This is a genomic window from Massilia sp. IC2-477 (genome assembly GCF_020707265.1).
Classification (GTDB): domain Bacteria; phylum Pseudomonadota; class Gammaproteobacteria; order Burkholderiales; family Burkholderiaceae_D; genus Telluria.
On record NZ_JAJFEQ010000008.1, the window covers coordinates 208250 to 229204 of the forward strand.

Annotated in this window: 17 protein-coding genes; 6 read left to right on the plus strand and 11 right to left on the minus strand. The window is 68.6% G+C overall.

Annotation, left to right across the window (positions count from 1 at the left end; translation table 11 throughout):
* Nucleotides 1-62: 62 nt before the first annotated feature.
* Together LK542_RS17750 and LK542_RS17755 are read right to left on the minus strand one after the other, a co-directional pair.
* Entirely contained in the window at nucleotides 63-809 is a 747-nt protein-coding gene (locus LK542_RS17750; protein WP_227812920.1) for a LytTR family DNA-binding domain-containing protein, read from the minus strand.
* Nucleotides 806-2002 carry a sensor histidine kinase gene (locus LK542_RS17755; protein ID WP_227812921.1) on the minus strand — a complete coding sequence of 399 codons (1197 nt, stop codon included), beginning with the start codon at nucleotides 2000-2002 and terminating at the stop codon, nucleotides 806-808. The genes LK542_RS17750 and LK542_RS17755 overlap by 4 nt, the downstream gene beginning before the upstream one ends.
* Nucleotides 2003-2156: 154 nt before the next feature.
* Between LK542_RS17755 and LK542_RS17760 the strand changes: the two genes are divergently transcribed.
* Complete coding sequence (locus LK542_RS17760; protein ID WP_227812922.1) at nucleotides 2157-2699, plus strand: GNAT family N-acetyltransferase; 543 nt, start codon at nucleotides 2157-2159, stop codon at nucleotides 2697-2699.
* Here the strand turns inward: LK542_RS17760 and LK542_RS17765 are convergent.
* The 3 genes from LK542_RS17765 to LK542_RS17775 form a co-directional block, all read right to left on the minus strand.
* The gene (locus LK542_RS17765; protein WP_227812923.1) at nucleotides 2650-3111 is read right to left on the minus strand and encodes a hypothetical protein; all 462 of its coding nucleotides are present in this window, start codon (nucleotides 3109-3111) and stop codon (nucleotides 2650-2652) included. The two genes, LK542_RS17760 and LK542_RS17765, sit on opposite strands and share 50 nt — an antisense overlap.
* Before the next feature lie 68 nt (nucleotides 3112-3179).
* Nucleotides 3180-5057: a bifunctional diguanylate cyclase/phosphodiesterase gene (locus tag LK542_RS17770; protein ID WP_227812924.1), complete on the minus strand. Its 1878-nt coding sequence runs from the start codon at nucleotides 5055-5057 to the stop codon at nucleotides 3180-3182.
* An 88-nt stretch (nucleotides 5058-5145) separates the two neighbouring features.
* Nucleotides 5146-5664, minus strand: coding sequence for an ankyrin repeat domain-containing protein (locus LK542_RS17775; protein WP_227812925.1), 519 nt, complete (start codon nucleotides 5662-5664; stop codon nucleotides 5146-5148).
* Between the two features lie 234 nt (nucleotides 5665-5898).
* On the opposite strand from LK542_RS17775, the gene LK542_RS17780 reads away from it, so the two are divergent.
* Together LK542_RS17780 and LK542_RS17785 are read left to right on the plus strand one after the other, a co-directional pair.
* Nucleotides 5899-6600: a pirin family protein gene (locus LK542_RS17780; protein WP_227812926.1), complete on the plus strand. Its 702-nt coding sequence runs from the start codon at nucleotides 5899-5901 to the stop codon at nucleotides 6598-6600.
* 23 nt (nucleotides 6601-6623) lie between these two features.
* Entirely contained in the window at nucleotides 6624-7007 is a 384-nt protein-coding gene (locus tag LK542_RS17785) for an OsmC family protein (protein WP_227812927.1), read from the plus strand.
* Here the strand turns inward: LK542_RS17785 and LK542_RS17790 are convergent.
* Complete coding sequence (locus LK542_RS17790) at nucleotides 7004-7945, minus strand: LysR family transcriptional regulator (protein WP_227812928.1); 942 nt, start codon at nucleotides 7943-7945, stop codon at nucleotides 7004-7006. The two genes, LK542_RS17785 and LK542_RS17790, sit on opposite strands and share 4 nt — an antisense overlap.
* 126 nt (nucleotides 7946-8071) lie before the next feature.
* On the opposite strand from LK542_RS17790, the gene LK542_RS17795 reads away from it, so the two are divergent.
* On the plus strand, nucleotides 8072-8674 hold the full coding sequence (locus LK542_RS17795; protein ID WP_227812929.1) for a DedA family protein: 603 nt from the start codon (nucleotides 8072-8074) through the stop codon (nucleotides 8672-8674).
* 98 nt (nucleotides 8675-8772) lie between these two features.
* Nucleotides 8773-9732, plus strand: coding sequence for a hypothetical protein (locus LK542_RS17800; protein ID WP_227812930.1), 960 nt, complete (start codon nucleotides 8773-8775; stop codon nucleotides 9730-9732).
* 9 nt (nucleotides 9733-9741) lie between these two features.
* Here LK542_RS17800 and LK542_RS17805 read toward each other — a convergent pair whose 3' ends face one another.
* Genes LK542_RS17805 through LK542_RS17820 form a run of 4 tightly spaced genes read right to left on the minus strand, consistent with a single transcriptional unit; the run spans nucleotide 9742 to nucleotide 17798 of the window.
* Nucleotides 9742-10671, minus strand: coding sequence for a diguanylate cyclase (locus LK542_RS17805; RefSeq protein WP_227812931.1), 930 nt, complete (start codon nucleotides 10669-10671; stop codon nucleotides 9742-9744).
* Nucleotides 10668-14132, minus strand: a complete 3465-nt coding sequence (locus tag LK542_RS17810; RefSeq protein ID WP_227812932.1) for a hybrid sensor histidine kinase/response regulator — start codon at nucleotides 14130-14132, stop codon at nucleotides 10668-10670. Before LK542_RS17810 ends, LK542_RS17805 begins: the two co-directional genes overlap by 4 nt.
* On the minus strand, nucleotides 14129-15496 hold the full coding sequence (locus LK542_RS17815; RefSeq protein ID WP_227812933.1) for an oxygenase MpaB family protein: 1368 nt from the start codon (nucleotides 15494-15496) through the stop codon (nucleotides 14129-14131). Before LK542_RS17815 ends, LK542_RS17810 begins: the two co-directional genes overlap by 4 nt.
* 58 nt (nucleotides 15497-15554) lie before the next feature.
* Nucleotides 15555-17798, minus strand: coding sequence for a TonB-dependent receptor (locus LK542_RS17820; protein WP_227812934.1), 2244 nt, complete (start codon nucleotides 17796-17798; stop codon nucleotides 15555-15557).
* Nucleotides 17799-18096: 298 nt separating this feature from the next.
* Between LK542_RS17820 and LK542_RS17825 the strand changes: the two genes are divergently transcribed.
* Nucleotides 18097-19908: a family 43 glycosylhydrolase gene (locus tag LK542_RS17825; RefSeq protein ID WP_227812935.1), complete on the plus strand. Its 1812-nt coding sequence runs from the start codon at nucleotides 18097-18099 to the stop codon at nucleotides 19906-19908.
* Here the strand turns inward: LK542_RS17825 and LK542_RS17830 are convergent.
* Entirely contained in the window at nucleotides 19831-20829 is a 999-nt protein-coding gene (locus LK542_RS17830; protein WP_227812936.1) for a DMT family transporter, read from the minus strand. The genes LK542_RS17825 and LK542_RS17830 overlap by 78 nt on opposite strands.
* Between the last annotated feature and the right edge of the window lie 126 nt (nucleotides 20830-20955).

The window sequence follows — 20955 nt, forward strand, 5'->3', positions numbered from 1 at the left end:
AGAGGCAATTTTACAAGTCTAAAATTGACGGAATCGCGCGGCTTTGGGGACTGCAGGGTGACTCAGTCGCGGAACAGGTGGGTAAAGGTCCGGCTCACCGGCAGCTTCTCCTCGCAGCCGCGCAGCAGCACCTGCATGCGTTCGGCATCGATCCGCTCCACCGCTGCGATGGCGCCGACGTTGACCAGGGTGCCGCGGTGGATCTGCCAGAAGCGGTCGCGGTCGAGGCCGCCCAGCAGGTCCTTCAGGGGGATGCGCACCAAGGCTTCCGAGTCGGGCAGCACCACACGCGTGTACTTGGTATCGGACTGGAAGAACAGCACTTCTTCGACGTCGATCAGGCGGATCTGCTTGCCGACGGTGGCCTTGATCCACTTCATCTTCTCGGCCGCGGCGCCGGGCAAGGCGGTTTTCAGGTGGCGCAGCAGGTCGCCCAGGTCGGCCGGCGGCTTGCTCAGTTTCGCGCGGATGCGCGAGACGGCGCGCTCCATGCGGTCGGCCTGCACCGGCTTGAGCAGGTAGTCGACCGCACCGGCATCGAAGGCGTCGACCGCGTACTGGTCATAGGCCGTGACGAATACCACGTGGGCGCTGTCGCCGATGCGCTCGGCCACTTCCAGGCCGGACAGGCCTGGCATGCGGATGTCGAGGAACACGACCTCGGGTTCGTGCTCGAGGAATCCATCCCAGGCATCGTTGCCGTTCTCGGCCAGTGCCACCACCTCGGCCTCGGGCCAGCTGGTCGCCAGCAGGCCGGCCAGGCGCTCGCGCATCAGCGGTTCGTCTTCGGCAATCAGGACCCGGGTCATGCCGCCACCTCGATCATGGCCGGGATGGTGATCTCGGCGAGCAGTCCCGGATCGGCATCAATCAGCGCCAGGCCCGCTGCGTCGCCATAGGCCAGCTGCAGGCGCCGGCGCACGTTGTCGAGGCCCGCGCCATTGCCCGGCGTGTCGCTCATGCCGACGCCGCTGTCGTGCACCCGGATGCGCATCGTGCCGCCGTCCTCCACGGCGCTGACGCGGATGTCGCCGCCACGCAGCGACGGTTCGATGCCGTGCTTGATCGCGTTTTCGACCAGGGTGAGGACGAGCATGCTCGGCACCGCGGTCCGGGCCAGATCAACGGGTAAGGAAACATCGAAGCGCAGCCGTGCACCCATGCGTGCCTGCATCACGCGCAGGTAGGAGCTGATCGTGGTGAATTCGCTTGACAGGGTCACCGTTTCGGCGCGCATGTCGCTGAAACTGGCGCGCAGGAAGGCGATCAGGTCGGCGGTCAGGGCGGCGGCCCGTGGTGCGCCGTCGGTGGCCAGCTGCTGCACCGCGCCCAGGGTGTTGAACAGGAAGTGCGGTTCGATCTGGGCGCGCAGCATGCGCAGTTTCGATTCGCTCAGCTCGCGCGCCAGGCGCTCGCTTTCGGCCTGGCGCTGGAGCTGGGCTGTCAGCGCCGCGTGCTGGCGGCGGCGGTAGACGCCGAGCGCGAGGAAGGGGATCGCAACACAGGTGCTCGCGAGGAGCCCCATCGGCACGACCTTCAACAGGGCAGGATCGGACAGGGGCCGTGGGCTGGTCAGCGCCATGCCGCAATAGGCCCCGACGCCCCCGCCGAACACGCCCCACACGAGGCGGCGCTTGTGCCGGAGCAGCTGGCTGGCATTGAACCAGACCACCGTGCCGCCCAGGATCAGGATAACGCCCATCAGGTTGGCGGCGATGACCGGGATCCACCACCTGCCTTTGGCGATCATCAGCTCGAGCGCGAGGCCGGCCAGCGTGAAGAGGGCAAACAGCGCGGCCAGCGCAATCCACAGGCGCGGTCCGCGATAGCGAAGCATGAACGCGCGCAGCTGCTGGCGCTCGATCGGCGACATCAGAGCGATGCCGTCGGCCATCTTGCGACGGTAGCCGCAGGGCACCTGGGCTGCCAGCTCGGGCCGTTCCAGCAGCGCCAGCTGTTCGCGTTCCAGCTCCGTGTACCAGTTAATGATCTTGCGCCACATCGTCCTCTCCTCGGTGTTCAATATAAGGCAATGTGGCAAGTCTAGGAAAGGCTGTGGGGCGAGAAAACGCGGTTGCGACGAACGACGGCGGCGCGGTCACGAAGTACGATGGACTGTGCCGTGCTACCATCGCGCCCTTTGCCGGGCACCCACCATGCAGCACGCATACCAAGCTTCCATTCGCGCCATGCGCGCCGCCGACCTCGATGCCGTCCTGGCCGTGCAGGCGGCCTGCTATCCGCCCGCGATGCAGGAAGCGGCAGCAGTGGTGCTGGCGCGCGTGTCCGCGGCCGGTGACACCTGCATCGTGGCCGAAGATGACCGCGGGGTGTGCGCCTACCTGTTCGCCTATCCGAGCACGCTCGGGATGGTGACGCCGCTCGGCGCGGAGTTCGCGCCCGCAGCGGATGCGGACACGCTTTACCTGCACGACTTGGCAGTAGCCCCGCGCGCACATGGCCGCGGCCTGGCGCGGCGACTGGTCGAGCACCTCCTGGCGCGGGCACAAGGGTTGTCGGCGTCGGCGCTGGTTTCGGTGCAGGACACCGCAGGCTTCTGGACGACGCTCGGCTACCGGCCCGCGAACAGCGCCTGTGCCGATGCGCTGGCGAGCTACCCGGGCGAGGCGCGCTACATGGTGCGCCCCCTTACTGGACCCGGCGTACCTTCGCCGAGCTGTTCGTCCCTTCGACCCTGAGGAACAGGGTCCCGAACATGTTGCGCTCGATGGTGACCTTCGGGTCGCGCGTGCGTGGCAGCACGGCTTCGCTGCCGTCGATGACGCGCCAAACCTGGCCGTTGGCGAGGCGGATCTGCGCCCCAGGGCCCCAGCCCTGGAATTCGCCGGCGATGGTGCTGGTGATCGACTTAGGCTCTTCCTCGCGCTGTTTCTTCGCTTCCATGCCGAAGCTTTCTTCTTTGTTGCGCATGGGCGCAGCAACAGGTGCAGGAGTGGCAGCGGCCAGCGCAGGCTTCGCGCCGACAGGAATCGCGTCATAGCAGGCCAGACGCGCACCGGTGTCGGCGAGCGCGCGGCACTTCAGCACATCGGCATCGCTGGCGCATGCGGAACCGGCCAGCAGGAGCAGGAAAAGGGGCAGTGCTTTCATCGTCATCCTTCGCTTGTTTGTCACAAGCAAAGGATTATATCGACAAGCCGGCCCGGCGGGACGGGTTCTCAGCCGCCCACCGGTTCGGCCGCGTAGCGCCGGATGAAGCCGGCGCAGTCCTCGACCGCCAGCGGCCTGGAATAGTAGTAGCCCTGGATCTGGTCGCACTCGGCCTTGCGCAGCGCCGCCACCTGTTCGGCGGTCTCGACACCCTCGGCGATCACGGCCAGCTGCAGCCGGTGCGCCATCGCCACGATCGCCTGCACGATGGCCGAGGATTCGGCGCTGGACGCCATGTCCTGCACGAAGGACTTGTCGATCTTGAGCTTGTCGAGCGGCAGGCGGCGCAGGTAGCCGAAGCTGGAGTAGCCGGTGCCGAAGTCGTCGATGCTGAGCATGACGCCGAGCTCGCCTAGGCCTTGCATCACCACCACGCTGCGTTCCGGGTCGGCCATCGACACGCTCTCGGTCAGCTCCAGTTCCAGCAGTTCCGGGGCAAGCCCCGACTGCGCCAGCTGGTCGCCCACCATGGCGATCACGTCGCTCTGCAGGAACTGGCGCGCCGACAGGTTGACCGCCACCGGCGCCAGCGGCAGGCCCTCCGCACGCCAGGCGGCCAGCTGGGCCACGGCGGTGCGCAGCACCCATTCGCCGATCGGCACGATCATGCCGCTTTCTTCGGCGATCGGGATGAATTCGTCCGGCGGGATTACCCCGTATTCGGGATGGCGCCAGCGTACCAGGGCCTCGAAACCCGCCAGGGTGCCGCTCCTCAGGTCGACCTTGGGCTGGTACTGCACGAACAGTTCGTCCTGGGCGATCGCGCGTCGCAGGTGGCTCTCGAGGGTCAGGCGGCGGCCATGTTCGGTGCGCAAATCAGGCGTGAAGCGCTGAATAGCGCCACGGCCCTGCGCCTTGGCGTGACGCATGGCGGTGACCGCGTTGTTGAGCAGGGCGTCGGCATCCTCGCCGTCCTGCGGCAGCAGGGTGGTCCCGATGCTGCAGGTGAGGGCGATCTCGCCGCCCGGGATCGGCACCGCGCGGTTGGCGGCGGCGCTGATGCGCTCCAGCGCCCGTTCCGGCTCCGGGTGCTCGCCACGTGCATGCAGCAGCACCAGGAATTCGTCGCTGCCGGCGCGCGCCAGCATGTCCCCTTCGCGCAGCAGGGCTTGCAGGCTGGTGGCCAGCGCCACCAGGATCTCGTCGCCGGCGCGGTGGCCGAGCGTTTCATTGAAGCGCTTGAAGCGGTCGACGTTGATGCAGGCGATCAGGGCCGGCGTGCCGTCCTCGCGCCAGGCGGCGATGCTGTGCTGGATGGCGCGCAGCATGGCCTGGCGGTTGGGCAGGCCGGTAAGCAGGTCGTGCGCCACCAGCCAGGCCAATTCGCCGGACGGGGCGCCCTTGCCAGGGGCCGGTTCGTCGGTTAGGCGCTCGCTGAGGGACTGCGCGGCCATCGCCAGCTGGCGGTGATAGACCAGCTGCTCGACCATCCGCGCCAGGTCGCGCAGGGCATCCAGGTCGCCCGGGCTCAGTTCGCGCGGCTTGCGGTCGATCACGCACAGGGTGCCGATCTTCTTGCGGTCTACCGAATACAGCTGCACCCCGGCGTAGAAGCGCAGGTGGGGCGAGCCGGTGACGAGGGGATTGTCGACGAAGCGCGCGTCCTGGGCGGCGTCGGGGACCACCATGGGCTCGTCGGCCAGGATGGCGTGCCCGCAGAAGGACACGTCGCGTGGTGTTTCGCAGGCGTCGAGCCCGGTGCGCGACTTGAACCACTGGCGGTCCTTGTCGATCAGCGAGACCAGGGCGATCGGCACGCCGAGCAGGCGTGCGGCGGTACGGGTGATGCGGTCGAAGGTTTCTTCCGGCGCGCTGCCGAGCAGCCGGGTGGCGTGCAGGGCAGCGAGGCGCTGGGCTTCGTCGAGCGGAATACGGGGTCGTTCCATCCTGGGTTGTCCGATCTCTTTGCTTGGATGTATTACGCCAGAACCAGAGACAGTTTGCAATCTTGCTGCAGGCAAACGAACTGCCGGGTCAACCCAGGGACGCCAGCAGTGCCGCGGTGTCGGCCGCGCCCATGCGCCGTGCCGCCTCCATGGCCGAGACGCCGTCGGCATCGCGCGCGGCAGGATCGGCCCCGCGGTCCAGCAGCAGGCGGGCGATGTCGAGCCGGTTGAACATGGCCGCGAACATCAAGGCCTGCTTGCCGTTCGGCCCGGCGGTGTCCACGCTGGCGCCATGCTCCAGCAGCAGCGTGGCAACAAGCAGGTCGCCCTTGAAGGCGGCGCCCGCAAGCGGCGTCTGGCCGGCGTCGTTCATCAGTTCCGGATCGGCCCCATGCTCGAGCAGCACGCGTGCGGTCTCGGCATGGCCGTGGTAGCAGGCCAGCATCAGCAGGCTGTCGCCGCGTTCGTTGCGCAGGTTCGGCGGGAGTCCTTGCCCCAGCAGCGTGGCCAGCGCCCCTGTCTCGCCGGTGCGTGCGTGCTGGAACACGGTACGGACGAAGGCCAGCGTCTCTTCGTCGAGCTGGGTCGGGTCGGGGGCTTGCTGCATCGTTTTCTCCATTGGGGGATGCGAAGATTAGACCACAGGGCGGCGCCAGGGGGAGCACGGGCGGTGGTCTCAAGGAGCATCATCGAAAATTTCGATTAAGTGGCGGTAAATTACTCGTTTTTCAATTCCCAGTGTGGCGCGCATAATGACTCCATCGCATCGAACGAACAGCGGCACAGGAGAGAACCCGAGGATCGAAGCGGTCGATGATCAACCAGACACAAGGAGAACACCATGTTGAACGTACGTAAAAGCAATGAACGCGGCGCCGCCAGCTTTGGCTGGCTGAAATCCCAGCACAGCTTCTCGTTTGGCCACTACTATGACTTGAAGCACATGGGCTTCGGTCCGCTGCGCGTCATCAATGAAGACCACGTGGCGCCGGGCCGCGGCTTCGAGTCGCACGGCCACCGCAACATGGAAATCATTTCCTATGTCCTGGAAGGCGCGCTGGAGCACAAGGACAGCATGGGCAACGGCTCGGTGCTGCGCTACGGCGACGTCCAGCGCATGAGCGCCGGCAGCGGCGTGGTGCACAGCGAGTACAACCACTCGAAGGAAGAGGGCGTGCACTTCCTGCAGATATGGATCGAGCCGAACACCACGAACGAGCCGCCGGGCTACGAGGAAAAGCACTTCGACACCGCTTCCAAGCAGGGGCGGCTGCGCCTGATCGCCTCGAACGACGGCCGCGAGGGTTCGGTGTCGATGCGCCAGGATGCGTCGATCTACGCCACCATCATGAACGGCGGCGACGCGCTGAGCCACCCGCTTGCGGCAGGGCGCCAGGCCTATGTGCACGTGATCCGCGGCCGTGCCAGCGTGAACGGCGTGCAGCTGCAGGGCGGCGACGCGCTGAAGGTCACCGACGAGGACGCAGTGCGCCTGGAGGGCGCCGAAGCGGCCGAGATCCTGGTGTTCGACCTGCCACAGTAAGTATTGACGACAAGGGGAATGCCATGGAAGTGCGCGCACAGAAGGGCAGCGGCAAGCTGCAGCAGGTGATCACCGTCGGCCGGCACCAGCTGCTGAGCGACGCGCCGGAAGCTTTCGGCGGCGAGGACAGCGGGCCGGAACCGCACGACCTGCTGGCCGCCGCGCTGGCGGCCTGCACCACGCTGACCGTCACCATGTATGCCCGGCGCAAGGGCATGGCGCTGGACGACGTGCGGGTGCGCATCGAGCATGGGCAGGAGGCGGGTGTCTACGCCTTCCGGCGCCACATCGAGTACGTGGGCGAGCTCGGCCTGGAGGAGCGCCAGCGCCTGACCGAAATTGCCAACAAGTGCCCGGTGCACAAGACGCTCAGCGGCAGCATCCGCATCGAGACCGAAGCGCGCTAGCCTGCCCGCGCCCGTTCAGCCTCGTGACAATGCCGTGCGATCATCCCCGCGAACGGCGGGTGATCGCGCATTCGCTTGAGCCACCACGACAGCGCGGCGCCTTCCTCGCCGCTGCGCCAGGCCAGATAGAAGGTCTCGTCCGGCTTGGGCTCGACCACCTGCTTCTCGACCAGCAGCCCGGCCGCGATCGCGGGCCTGGCCCAGGCTTCGGGCAGGAAGCCGAAACCGATTCCCCTGAGCTGGAAGGAGTACTTGGTTTCCATGTCCGGCACCGCCAGCATGTCCTGGCCGAACAGCAGGCCGACGGTGCGCGGGCCCAGCTGGCGCGCCGAGTCGGACACGGCCACTGCCCGGTAGTCGAGCAGGTCGGCCTTGTCGAGCGCACGATCGATCGCGGCCAGCGGATGGTGTGGGGCGACCGCGAACACGAAGCTGCTCTTGCCGATCGGCTCGGCCGTGTAGCCGCCGCCCGACGGGCCTTCGCCGGCCGCACCCACCAGCAGGTCGACCCGGCGGTCCAGCAGCGCATCCCAGGTGCCGGACAACACTTCGCGCACGATGCGCAGCCGGGTCTGGTCGGCCACGTCGTAGAAGGCGGCGATGTCGTCTTCCAGGGCGCTCGGTGCGAGCATCGAATCCATGCCGATCGCAAGTTCCGTTTCCCAGCCGGACGCGACGCGGCGCACGCGCGACTCCAGGTCGCCGGCCGCGCGCAGCAGGAAACGCCCTTCCTTTAGCAATTCCTTGCCAGCCGCCGTCAAGGCCACCTTGGGGCCGAAGCGGTCGAACAGGCGCACGCCCAGGTCGTCTTCCAGCTTGGAGACCGTATATGAGATGGTGGAAGGGACGCGGAACAATTCCTTCGCGGCGCCTGCGAAGGAACCCTTGCGGGCGATGGTTTCGACGATTTCGAGGGCATCCAGGCTGAGCTTCAGCAATTGCGTTCCTTTTTCCTGTAAGAATGCTTGCAATTAATCCGGCATGGTACCGGACGCGCAGGCGGGCGCAAGTATTTTTGACAACATGATAAGGTCCAGGCTGACTGTTTTGAGTGGCGACCAATCATGTTCGAGTTCATTACCGAATTCCTCCAGACCAGCGGCTACCTGGGCGTCTTTGTCCTGATGGCAGTGGAAAACATTTTTCCGCCCATCCCGTCCGAGCTCATCATGCCCTTTGCCGGCTTCGTTGCCGCCCGTGGCGACCTCAACGTGGTAGGTGTGCTGGCGGCTGGCACTGCCGGTTCGATTGCGGGCGCCTTGCCCTGGTATTACGGCGCGCGCGTCTACGGCAAGGAACGCCTCAAGAAGTTTGCCGATCGCCACGCGCGCTGGATGACCGTCACTTCCGAAGACATCGACAAGGCGATTGCCGCCTTCGACAGGCATGGCCGCTCGGTGGTGCTGTTCGGACGCCTGATTCCCGCCATCCGCACCCTGATTTCGGTGCCCGCCGGCCTGGCCTGCATGTCGCTCGGGCAGTTCCTGCTGTATTCGAGTATCGGTTCGCTGGCCTGGACCGGCGTGCTGACCGGGGCCGGTTACCTGCTCGAAAGCAATTATGAGCAGGTGGGGAAATACATCGACCCGATCTCGAAAGGCATCTTCGGCATCCTGCTGGTCTGGTACCTCTACCGCGTCGTCACGCACCGCCCGGCCAGGGCTTGAACCCGGGTTGTGCGTGTCTGCCGCACCGCAGCATGGCGTGCGGAGGCAGGTTCGCGGCGATTCGGCTACACTCGGCTTGTTCCAAAGCAGGCCCGCCCATGAAGAATCAGTTGTTGGAAGATTTCGGCGACAGCCAGTCCAGCGTGCCGCGACGGCTGCTACGCCGCGCCCCGGCTGCCGCCCCCGCGCCAATCGCCCCGGCTCCACAGCCGGCCGCCCGCCAGCGTGCGGGCGTGTGGCGCAGCCGCGACGCCGCGGCATTGTCGACACCGACACCGCCGCCGCCGCCTCCGCCACAACCCACACCCGCGCCCGAAGCCCCCGCGCGGCCGCGCATCGACCCCGCGATGGCCTCGTTCTCCAGCCCACAGCCGGACTGGGCCAGGCCGCTGCCGCCCGAACCGGCGCCCTGGACCGAGCGCTGGGGCCGCAAGGTGCTGGGTTGGACGGCCGCCGTGGTTGCCGCCTTTGCCGTGGCCAGCGCCGGCGTGTGGATGTATCGCGAGACCGAGGTGCAGTCGACGCTGGCGGTGGTGGCCGACCATACGCCGGCGGCGGCGCCGCCCGCCATCGCTGCGCCGCCACCAGCGCCCGCACCCGCAGCCGTGCAGGACGAGCCGCCGCCCTTGCGCATGCTGCCGCCGGAGCCGGTGGCTGTGGCGTCGCTTCCCGCACCGGCCGCCGAGCCTGAAGAAATCGTTGCCGCCGCGCCCCCTCCCGCTCCACCCACCGTGCAGCCGAAAGCGCCGGTGGCTGCAAAGCCGCCGCCGGAGCGCCGGGTCGCCGCCGCACCGGCAAAGCGTTCCCGTCCCGAGCTGAAGAAAACGGCGTCGAAGCCGAAGGCGGCCCCACCCCGCGAACGGGTGCTGGCGCGCGCCAGCGTGCCGGTCAGGCCCAGGCCTGCCGCGCCCGTGGCAGAACCGCCGCCGGCGCCGCCGCCGGTCGACGATCCGCTCACGGAAACCCTGCGCATGTGCCGCGCGGCGGGCTACCACGCCACCGCCTGCCTCAAGCGCGGCTGCGAGGCGACCCGCTACGGCCTGGCCTGTCGCGGCTGAAGGCTCCGTCTACTGGACGGCGCAGGCATCGAGCCCGCGCCAGGCCACCCGGTTGCGGCCAGCCTGCTTGGCCCGGTAGAGCTCGGCGTCGGCAGCCTCGAACAGGTCGGCCGCCGAGCCCGGGTCGTCCGGCGCCAGGGTGGCACCGCCCACGCTGGCGGTCAGCACCGGCGCCACGCTCGACGCTTCGTGGGTGATCATCAGGGCGGCCACGGCCTCGCGCAGCTGCGCCACCACCTGGCAGGCTTCCAGGGCGCCGGTCTCGGGCAGCAGCAGCACCATCTCTTCGCCGCCGTAGCGCGCCGCCAGGTCAGCCGGGCGCCGCATCGCGCCCGCGGCCAGGCGCGCCACCGCGCGCAGGGCGCGGTCGCCGGCCGGGTGGCCGTAGCGGTCGTTGTACTGCTTGAAGGCGTCGATGTCGAGCAGGGCCAGCGACAGCGGGCGGTTGCTGCGCCGTGCGCGCTGCCACTCGAGCGCATACACTTCGTCGAAGCGGCGCCGGTTGGCCAGCTCGGTCAGGCCATCGATGTTGGCCAGGCGCTCGAGCATCCGGCGCTGGCGCACCACCTGCAGGTGCAGCGCGACGCGCGCCATCACCACGGTCTGGTTGAAGGGCTTGGTGATGTAGTCCGAGGCGCCCATCTTGAGGCCGCTCGCTTCGTCCTCCGGCCGGTCCAGGCCCGAGATGAAAATCACCGAGATGTGCGCCGTCTGCGGCTCGGCGCGCAGGCGACGCAGCACCTCGTAGCCGTCCATGTCCGGCATCATCACGTCGAGCAGGATCAGGTCGGGCAGGTGGCGCAGGGCGCGCTCCAGGGTCTGGGCGCCGTTCCGGGCCAGCAGTACGGTGTATTCGGGCATCAGGAGTTCGCCCAGCACGTCGCGGTTGACCGCGTCGTCGTCGGCGACCAGCACCTTCTGCATCTCCACCCCATTCATCGGGCGTCCTCCATGCTCAGTTCCAGGCTGGCGGCCAGGCGCGCCAGCGGCGCCAGGGCGGCGCCGTATTCGAGGTCCAGCACCGCGCGCCGCAGTTCGCCCAGCACGGCGTCGTGGGCGCCACCATGCAGCAGGGCTTCCAGCTCGCGCAGGACGTCCTCGGCGCGCGCGTCGTCCTGGTGCAGGTGTTCCTGCAGTTGACCCAGCAACTCAGCCAGCGCGGCCGGGTCGGCCCGGCGCGGCTGCGCCGCCTCGGCCAGCTGCGCCAGGGCCGCCAGCACGGTCTCGGCGGCGTGCACCAGGCCCGGGACCTGGGTCGCCAGGCGCTCGGCCTGGCCGTTGCGCAGGTCCTGTTCCAGGCGATGCGCGCTGGCCGCCAGTTCGAAGGCGCCGACGTAGGCGGCGCTCGACTTCAGGTTGTGCGCCAGCGACTGCAGGCGCGGATGGTCGCTAGAGCCCAGGGCTTCGCGCAGGATGCGCGGCGCATCGGCGTATTCGCGCACGAAGCTGCTGGCGCGCTTTTCCAGGCGGCTGCGCTGGCCGTCGACCTTTTCCAGCGCACGCTGCCAGTCGAGTCCGGGCACGCGGGGCAGCGCGGCCAGGCCCTCGAACTGGATCGCCGGCTGCGGCTGGGCGGCCGGCAGCGGGCGTCCGGCCAGCCGCGTCGGGTCGATCCACTTGAGCAGGGCGCAGAACAGCAGGTCTGGGTCGATCGGCTTGGTGACATGGTCGATCATGCCCGCTTCCAGGCTCCGGGCGCGGTCGCTCGGCAGCGCATGCGCGGTCATGGCCACGATCGGCAGCTTGCGCAGGCGCGGGTCGGCCAGGATCTCGCGGGCGGCGTCCAGGCCGTCGAGTTCCGGCATCTGGATGTCCATCAGCACCAGGTCGTAGTCGCCTGCTTTCGCCATGCGCACCGCCTCGACGCCGTTGAAGGCCACGTCCACCTGCATGCGGGCGGCGGCCATGAAGTCGAGTGCGACTTCGCGGTTGTTGGCATTGTCCTCGGCCAGCAGGATGCGGGCGCCATCGAGGCGCGGCAGCTCGGCCACCGAGCTCATTGGCGCCATTGCGGGCGGGGCCAGCGGGCCGAGGCCCGCTCCCTGCGGATACAGTGCCTGCAGCATGCTGTGGTAGAGCAGGGCCGGGGCAACCGGCTTGTGCAGGAAAGCGTCGACCGGGAGCTCGCCTTCCTGCTCCAGCACGGCGTCGCGGGTGCACACCGACACCATCAGGATCGCCGGCGGCGCCGCGCCGGGGCTGGCGGCGTGGATGCGGCGGATGGTCTCGACCCCGTCCAGGCCCGGCATCAGGTAGTCCATCAGCACCACGCCGTACGGCTTGTCGCCCTGGCGGGCCGTGGCGAGCGCCGCCAGGCATTCCTCGCCCGAGGCAACGGTGTCGGCCTGCACGCCGAGCGCGTCCAACATTTCAGCCAGTGCCGCGCGCGCGGTAGCGCTGTCATCAACCACCAGGGCGCGCACCTGGCGCAGGGCGCCCGGGCGCGCCGCCGCGGCCTCGTCCGCTGCCACGCCGAGCGGCAGCGTGAAGGCGAAGCGGCTGCCCTTGCCGGGCGTGCTGGTGGCGCCGATGGATCCACCCATCAGCTCGACCAGCTGGCGCGAGATCGACAGGCCCAGGCCGGTGCCGCCGTACTTGCGTGTGGTCGAGCTGTCGGCCTGGGTAAAGGACTGGAACAGGCGCCCGATCTCTTCCTCGCTCATGCCGATGCCGGTATCGGTCACCGAGAATTCGAGGGTCACGCGCTCGTCCAGGCGTTCCACCACTTCCACTGCCACCACGATCTCGCCGCGTTCGGTGAACTTGACGGCATTCCCGGCCAGGTTGACCAGCACCTGGCCCAGTCGCAACGGGTCGCCCACCAGGTGCTGCGGCACGCCGGGGCCCACCCGGAAGACCAGCTCGACACCCTTGGCGTCGCTCTTCACGCTGATCACGCTCGAGAGGTGGTCAAATGATTCGTTCAGGTCGAAGGCGACGTCCTCGATCGCCAGCTTGCCGGCTTCCATCTTGGAGTAGTCAAGGATGTCGTTGATCAAGCCTAGCAGGTGCTCACCCGCGCCCAGGATCTTGCTCAGATAGTTGCGCAGCTTGGGCGGCGCGTCGCCCATCAGGGCCAGGCGGCTCATGCCGATGATGGCGTTCATCGGCGTGCGGATCTCGTGGCTCATGTTGGCCAGGAATTCGGATTTCATGCGCGCCTCCGCTTCCGCGCGCAGCATCGCCTGCCGGGTCGCCTCGCTGCGGATGCTGATCATGCGCAGGAACATCAGCATGTCGATCGTGACGCCCAGCTGCAGCGAGTGCAGGGTCCAGAAATTCGCGGGCAGCACGCCCACGGCCAGCATGCCCTGCACCACGGCGCCGCCTGCGCTGAAGAACCAGCTGAACAGGAAGAACAAGCCGATCTCGTCGCCGGCGCGCATGCGGCGCCAGGCGCCGGGCAGGCCGAGGAACATCGGCAGGGCGCCGATCGTCATGGTGAACACCATCAGGGCGCGTTGGCCCACCAGGCCGGCGCCCCACAGCACGGCGGCCAGGATGCAGACGGCCGCGCCGCCCTTCATGATGCGGCTGAAGCGGCGGTCGGCGCCGGGCCGCGCCAGGATTTGTTCCACGAACAGGTAGGCGCCGGCGGAGCCGATCTGCGAGGCGATACCCAGCACGTGAGTACTGAACCACGCATGGCCGCGCCACAGGAACTGCTCGCCCAGGCCGAACCAGGCCATCGAATACAGGGTCAGGCCGCCCACGTACATGGCGTATTTCAGGTACAGGGTCTCGCGCAGGGCCAGCCACTGGCCCAGGCTGTAGGCGACCAGGCAGAGCGCGAGGCCGAGCAGCAGGCCTTGCAGCATCTGCTCGCCCAGCGCGGCGCGGTTGTAGGCGTCCGGCCGCATGATGCTGATCGGGGCCACGCGCGAACCCACGGTGAATACCCGCACCAGCAGGGTGTAGTCGGCGCCAGGTTCCAGCGTCAGCGCCACGGCCGGCACACGCCCCTTGAGCGCCCCCTCTTCCGGCAGGCGGCGCCCACTGCTGGCAAGCTTGCGCAGGCGGCCCTCGTGTTCCAGGTAGAACGCCACTTCGTCGAGCATGCCGAAGTCGATCTGCACCACCCAGTCGCGCGGCGCATCAGGGGCCAGGCGCAGCGGGATGCGCACCCAGTGGGGATCCTTGACCAGCTTGAGCACGCCGCGCGAGGTGGTCGGCGGAGCGTAGCGGGCCCCAAGCGCCAGCGCGGCGGCGGCGTCGAGCCGGCCACCCTCGTCGACCAGCACCGATGTGGCGGGCCAGGCGTCGACGCTGGAGGTTTCCGGGCCGAGCACGAGCGGGGCGGGGGCGGCGGCGCCTGCGCTCGCGCAAGCCAGGAGCAGCACCAGAGCCAGCAGCAGGTAGCTGCGCAGGTGCGCGCGCAGCATAGCGAGGGTAGCGATCATGCGGGCGTTCCTCCGGCCGTGGGGGAACGGCCGGCGAGCCTGTCCTCGACCCGGTTCAGCCAGCGCGGTGCGTCCGGGTCGCTGCGCCAGTCCTCGAAAGCGGCGTCGACCTGGTTGAGCAGCGCATCGGGCAGGCGCAGCGGGCGGGTCTGGTCCATCAGGAAGCGCGACACCAGGCGGTAGCCGGCCACCCGCGTCAGCATGCGGCTGATCGAAAAGCCCGGCACGAACAGGCGCAGCACGGCGTCGAAGGCGCGCACGGCGCCGAAGCACAGCCGGAACAGGATGCGCGAGGCCAGCGACACGCGGCCGTTGAGGCCGAGGTCGCGGCTGGATTGGGGTCCGCACAGGCGGCGCGTCAACAGGGTCGGGAAGCTTTTCAGGATCCGCAGCGGGATCTGGTTTTCCATTTCCCGCATGAGGGCCGCGGCGAGGGGCGGGCGCGGGTCGTTCTCGCGCGGCGCCTTGCGGGCGCGCGCCTGGATCTCGGCAAAGCGCGCCTCGGCGTCAATCATGGTCCAGGCCATGAGCTCGCGCTCGATGCCGAGCAGGTGGCCCAGCACGTTCCAGGCGTGCAGGTAGGCTTCCTCGTCGCTACGCTGGAGGCCCAGGCCAAGACGGCGCAGCCCGCGCAGGAACACGAAGTTGAAGGTCAGGAGGGTGTAGGCCAGTTCTTCCTGGTTGCAGGGCAAGCCGCGCTCCGCGCTGTCCCATCCGTGGGCGTAGAGCAGGTGGTACATGCCGCCGCCGGCCGGGCGCAGCGGCGCCAGCGGCGGCGCGGCCACGGCTTCGCTAGCTGGCGGAGCGCCGCGCAGGATCAGGTGGCGGATGGTCGCGTGGATCAGGCGCACCTTGAGGGCCTGGGCAACGCCGAAGCCCTGCGGCGACGTCAGGCCGCCGCGCATCATGACCGGGAAGATCATGGCGGCGGTGGAGCGGATCCGGTAGTCGGTGTGCTGTTCCAGCTGGCCGGCGGCGTGCAGCACGGCGGAGAGGTCTGGCAGCACGTAGCACTCGGGCAGGCTGGCGCAGAACAGCAGGGTGCAGGACAGCATGCTCATGTCCATGAACAGGTGCTCCGCGCGGTCGATCTTCTCCACATCGGCCCAGTCGGGAAGCTGCCGGCAGCGCGCCAGGTAGTCTTTTAGCGCGGCGCCGAGCTGAGGATCGCAATCCGGCCCCGGTTGCCAGGCCGCCAGGCCGCCGTTGCTGTCCCAGCGCACGAGCTCGCGGTTGAGCGCGGCGACGCGCTCGGCCAGTGCATGGGGACCGTCGGCGCCGGCCAGCAGGCGGGCGACGGTGTCGTCGGCGGGCGGGTCGGCCCGCATCGAGGGGGACGTCAAGGGCACGGCGTCGCGCTTCATTCAGCCTCCAGCAGAAGAATTCACGGATAAGGAAAAGCCGGGCGGTTCCCGGCGCAGGTTAGAAAAGCAGCTCCAGGCGCAGGTCGGCCGTACGCGGGGCGCTCGGCGTGGTCATGCCGAAACTGTCGATCAGCGTCGGGCGCACCTTGTTCTCGATGTTGCGCACGCGCGCCAGCAGACGCCAAGCGCCGGCTCCCGGCGCCCACGCCAGCGTGGCGTCGCTGCTGGTGTGCGCGGGCACGCGGTAGGTCAGCAGCTGGGTCGGGATGCCGAGGACGTACTCGCTGCTGGCGCGCGTGAACACGCCGGCGCTGAGCTGGCCGCCGGCAAGCGTCAGCCGCTGCTGGTAGCCGAGCGTAATCACGCGGCTCGGCGCCCGGTCCAGCTTGTGGCCTGCCCAGGACACGGTCGGCGTCGCCATATAACTCACGTAGCGGGCGTCGAGCAGGGTGAGACCGTAGCTGAGGCGCCCGCCTGCTCCGACGCGCAGTTCGCCATCGAGCTCGAGGCCGCGGCTGCGCGCGGCGCCGGCGTTGCGGGTCAGGAGGCGCGGGGCGCCCGCGACGATCGCATTGCCGGTCAGCTGCAGGTTGGTGTAGTCGTAGTCGAATACAGCCGCATTGAGCGTCAGGCGGCCGCCCATCAGGCGCGACTTGACGCCGCCTTCCCAGGCGCGCAGTTCTTCCGGCTGGTAGTACAGGTACTCGGGCGTGACGGCGGTGGCAGCCGGGCAGGCGATGCCGAGGGCGCTGGCGCCGGCCACGCAGCCGTCGTTGAAGGCGCCGGCCTTGTAGCCGGTGGCCAGGCTGATGTAGGCCATGGTGCCTGGGGCCAGGTCGAACTCGGCGCCCAGGCGCCAGGTCGTGCGCCCTGTCGACAGGTCGGCGGCGCTCAGGATTCGGCGATCAAGGGCCGGGTTGAACACCGGGCCTTGCTGAAAGTCGGTCGAACCGACCCGCCACTTGCGGTCCAGCGTGCGGCGCGCACCGGCGGTCAGGCGCAGGTCCGCGCGGGCGCGCCATGTCAACTGGCCGAATGTGGCGCGGCTGCGCGCTTCGGTACGCAGCGGGAAGGAGTAGTAGGGCGGCAGGCCGACCGGACGCAGGCCCTGGAAGGCATAGCTGGTGTCGGATTCTTCGCTGAACCAGTACAGGCCGCCCTGCGCACTGAACGGGCCATCGCCATTGCTGGCGACGCGCAGTTCGTGCGAATCCTGGGCATTGGCGCCGTCGTAGGTGTTGATCACGCCGAGCGCCAGTGTCGGCGCGATCCGGTAATAGTAGTTGTTGACCATCTGCTGGTCGAGTTCACGGTGCGAGCCGAGGTAGTAGAAGGTGGCCGGGCCCAGCTTCCAGCTCAGGTCGGCCGACAGGCCGCGCGCGCGGCGGTCCTGCATCCCCTGCACCGGTGCGATGTTCGTGGGGCGGAAGGCCATGGCCAGGCGCTCGTCCGTGCTGCCTGGTTTCCATACCGGGGCGCCGCTCGAAACGCCGGTATAGAAATTGGTGTCGGGGACGATGCGGTCGTTGTTGTCGGTGACGATGCTGTGGTCGTAGCGCAGCAGCAGCGCGGCGTCGGATCCAAGCGCGAGCTTGGCGCTCAGGCGCGCATCGCGGTCGTCGCGGTTCATGCCGGGCGTCCAGCGCGTGCCCTGCCGGTTTTCCAGGAAGGGGTCCTGCTCGCGCGCGCTGACGGCGGCGCGCAGGGCCAGCGCATCGTTCACCGGCACGTTGATGACGCCCTCGACCTTGCGGTTGCGATAGCTGCCCGCCTCGAGAGCAATCCGGCCTTCCAGCCGTGCTGTGGGCGCGTTCGAGATCACGTTGATCAGGCCTGCCGTGGTATTGCGGCCGTACAGGGTGCCCTGCGGACCGCGCAGCACTTCGATGCGGTCGACGTCGAGGAAGTTGGCGGTCTGGCCGGCCGGCCGCGCGATGTAGACGCCATCCCGCATGAAGGCGGCGGACGGGTCGCCCTTGTCGGTGGTGTCGTTGTTGCTGATGCCGCGCATGCTCACGCGCAGGCCCGAGAAGGCCTGGTCGACGTGGACGTTGGGCAGGCGTGCACCGAGCGAGGCCGGGTTGTCGAGGCCGAGCTCGCGCAGCTGCTCGCCCTGGAGCACGCTGATCGCGACCGGGGTGCGCGAGATGGTGGAAACGGTGCGCTGGGCCGTGACCACGACTTCCGGAACGGCGTCTTCGTGGGCGGCCGGCACTTCCTGTGCCCCGACCATGCCGCAGGCGACGCTGGATACGGCAAGCGCCAGCAGCTTGCGCGCCGGACGGACCTGCATGACTTTCATTTCAGACTTCCCCTGTTTCTTCTTGTTAATTCTCTCACTCTGGCCGCATCCCTGTTGTTCTATTTCGACAACTTTGCGATGATGCTTGGATGCAGCCCGGGCAGTCTAGCAGGTAGTGACAACGGGCAATAGTCCTACAAAAATAATTGAACGAAAATATCATCCAGCTACAACGATTGACTAGACAATTTGGCCAGAACGGCAAGGCCGAGGCCCACCCGTGCGCCGCCGGACACACGAATAGAATATTTTTTGGGCAATAACAGGCGTCCTGCCCGGGCGCCCACGAGGAGACCCCATGATGCGATTCCCGCGACTGCCCGTCTGCCTGGCGGCGCTGTTCCTGGCCTGCGGCGCCGCGGCCCAGTCCGCTGCCGCGAGCACCTATACCAATCCGCTGCCGCTGCGCTTGGCCGACGGCAGCTTGGCCGAGAGCTGCGCCGACCCGGCGCTGCTGCGCGACCGCACCTCGTCGCCCACCGTCTGGTACCTGTACTGCACCATGGACCCGGTCAGCCGCAAGGAACGCGATGGAGCGGGCTGGAAGTTCCGCATGATGCCGGTCTACCGCTCGGTCGACCTGGTCAACTGGCACTTCGTACGCGACTCCTTCGACCGGCGCCCGGCCGGCCTCGCGGGCCCGAAGGCCGGGCTGTGGGCGCCCGAGCCGGTGTACCAGAACGGCAGCTACTACCTGTATTTCACGGTCACCGACGTGGCCGACCGCCACAGCCCGGAAAAGGGCTGCGAGGCGGACAGCGGCATCGCGGTGGCGACCAGCGCTTCGCCGGCCGGACCGTGGAAAGCGGTGGAGCGCCCGGTGGTGGCGCCGCGCCGCGCTGGCGCCGGCTGTAACTTCCAATGGACCTTCGATCCGGACGTGGTCGAGGACGGGCAGGGCGACCGCTGGCTGTATTACGGCAGCTACGGCGGCGGCATTTTTGTCCAGCGCCTGTCGAAGGATGGGCTGCAGGTTGAAGGCAATGCGGTGCGCGTGGGGGCCGCCAATCGCTACGAGGGCGCGGAAGTGGTGCGGGTGGGTAAATACTGGTACATGTTCGCGTCCACCACCGACTGCTGCCGCGGCCCGCTGACCGGTTACGCCCTGATGGTTGGCCGCGCGACCAGTCCGGAAGGCCCGTTCCTCGACCGCGAGGGCAATGACATGGCCGCCGCGCGCGCCGGCGGCACCCCGGTGCTGCCGCAGAACGGCAACCGCTGGGTCGGCGCAGGCCACAACAGCGTGTTCCAGGACGCGGCCGGTCAATGGTGGACGCTGTACCACGCGGTGGACCGCAACCAGGGTTATTTCAGCGTCGAGGACAAGCTGACGCGGCGCCCGCTGCTGCTGGACCGTGTCGATTGGGTGGATGGGTGGCCGGTCATCAACCGCGGTGACGGGCCGTCGGACCGCCCCATGCAGGGGCCTGCGGTCACCCCGGGACCGCTGCCGGCGGCGCTGCCGGCGGCGCCTACGCCGGTGGCGACCACACCGCTGTGGAGCGAGCGCTTCGACAAGGCCCAGCTGGATGCACGCTGGAGCTGGATCCGCCCGCGTGCAGCCGGCAGCTGGAGCAGCGGCCAGCCGGGTCTGCGCCTGTCGACCCAGCCGACCGACCTGCATGTCGACACCAACAGCGCCGCCGTGCTGGCCACGCCGCTACCCGAAGGCGACCTGCGCATCCTGGCGCGCATCCGCCTGGACGCGCCGCTCGACTGTTGCGAGAAGCCGGTGCAGGCCGGGATCGTGGTGATGCGCGACGACGACAACTACGTCAAGCTGGTGGAACTGGCGCACGAGGGCTTGCGCCAGGTCGAGTTCGGCAAGGAGCTGGCGCCGGTCGCCAAGGGCTATCCGCGCTACGGCAACACGGTGGCCGGCACGCCGGGCGAATGGACCTGGCTGCGCATCGACATCCGCCGCGTCGGCGACGAGGAGCACTACACGGCCTGGTCGCAGGCCGAGGGCAAGACCAAGGGCGCCTGGGTCGGCGGCACGACCTGGACCCACCGCCTGGGCGGCAAGGCCCGCCTAGGGCTGGTGGCGATGGGCGGCGCCGGACACGCCGTCACGATCGACGAGGTCCGGATCGAGCGCCTGCCGCGCTGAATCGTCTTGCGCTGCATGGGCGTGCACCGACCAGGTCACGCCCGCTACCAGTAGCGCGATCGCGGCCAGCTCGAGCGCGCGCGGGCCGTGGCCGCGGTACAGGAAGCCATACAGCAGCGCGAACAGGGTCTCGAACAGGATCAGCTGGCCGGACAGCGTGACCGGCACGCGCCGGCTGGCCACGTTCCACAGGCCGTTGCCGATCACCGAAGCGCCCAGCGCCACCAGCGCATTGCAGGCCCAGAACAGCTGCCAGTCGCGCGCCGGTCCTGCGCCCGTCCCGATGCCGAAGGCCCAGGCAACGCAGCCGAGTACCAAGGCGATCACGCCGGTCGCGAGGCCATACAGGGCCGACCACTGGGTGCTGGAGAACTGCGGATTGCGCTTCAGGTAGCGCGCGTTGTCGAGGGCATACCAGCTCCAGCAGAGCAAAGCGCCCGCCGCGCACAGCATGCCGAGCAGGATGTCGGCGGCAGACGTGCTAGGGCCGGCATGCAGGAAGCTGTCGACGTTGATGCAGGCGATGCCGGCCGCCACCAGCAGGAGCGGCAGCGCCAGGCGCCGCAGCGGCAGGGCGCCGTGGTCGTTGCGGCCCATCAGGGTGACCACCACCGGCAGCATGCCGATGATCAGGGACGTTGGCGCCACCCCGGCATACTTCACGCCGGCCGCGAGCAGCATGTAATACACGATGTTCCCCGCCAGCGCATGGCGCAGCAGCGCCGCGTAATCGGCCGGCAGCAGGCTGGTCAGCAGGGACTTCAGGCGCGGCAACAGCAGCACCAGGGCCATGGCGCCGTAGGCGGTATAGCGGCCGACCGCCAGTTCCAGCGGCGAGAACGCCGCCAGCAAGGCGGGCGCGATGAACACCAGGCCCCACAAGGCTCCTGCAGCCAGGCCGCACAGCACACCGATCCACATCCCCGTCCACCGCCAAAAAGGCTGATTCTACCTCGCACGCATTCATGCCTGCAGGACAGCCCCTATTAATAATTATTTGCTAGTATTAATGATAAAAGAGTGGCATCCCACCAGATCGACCAGGAG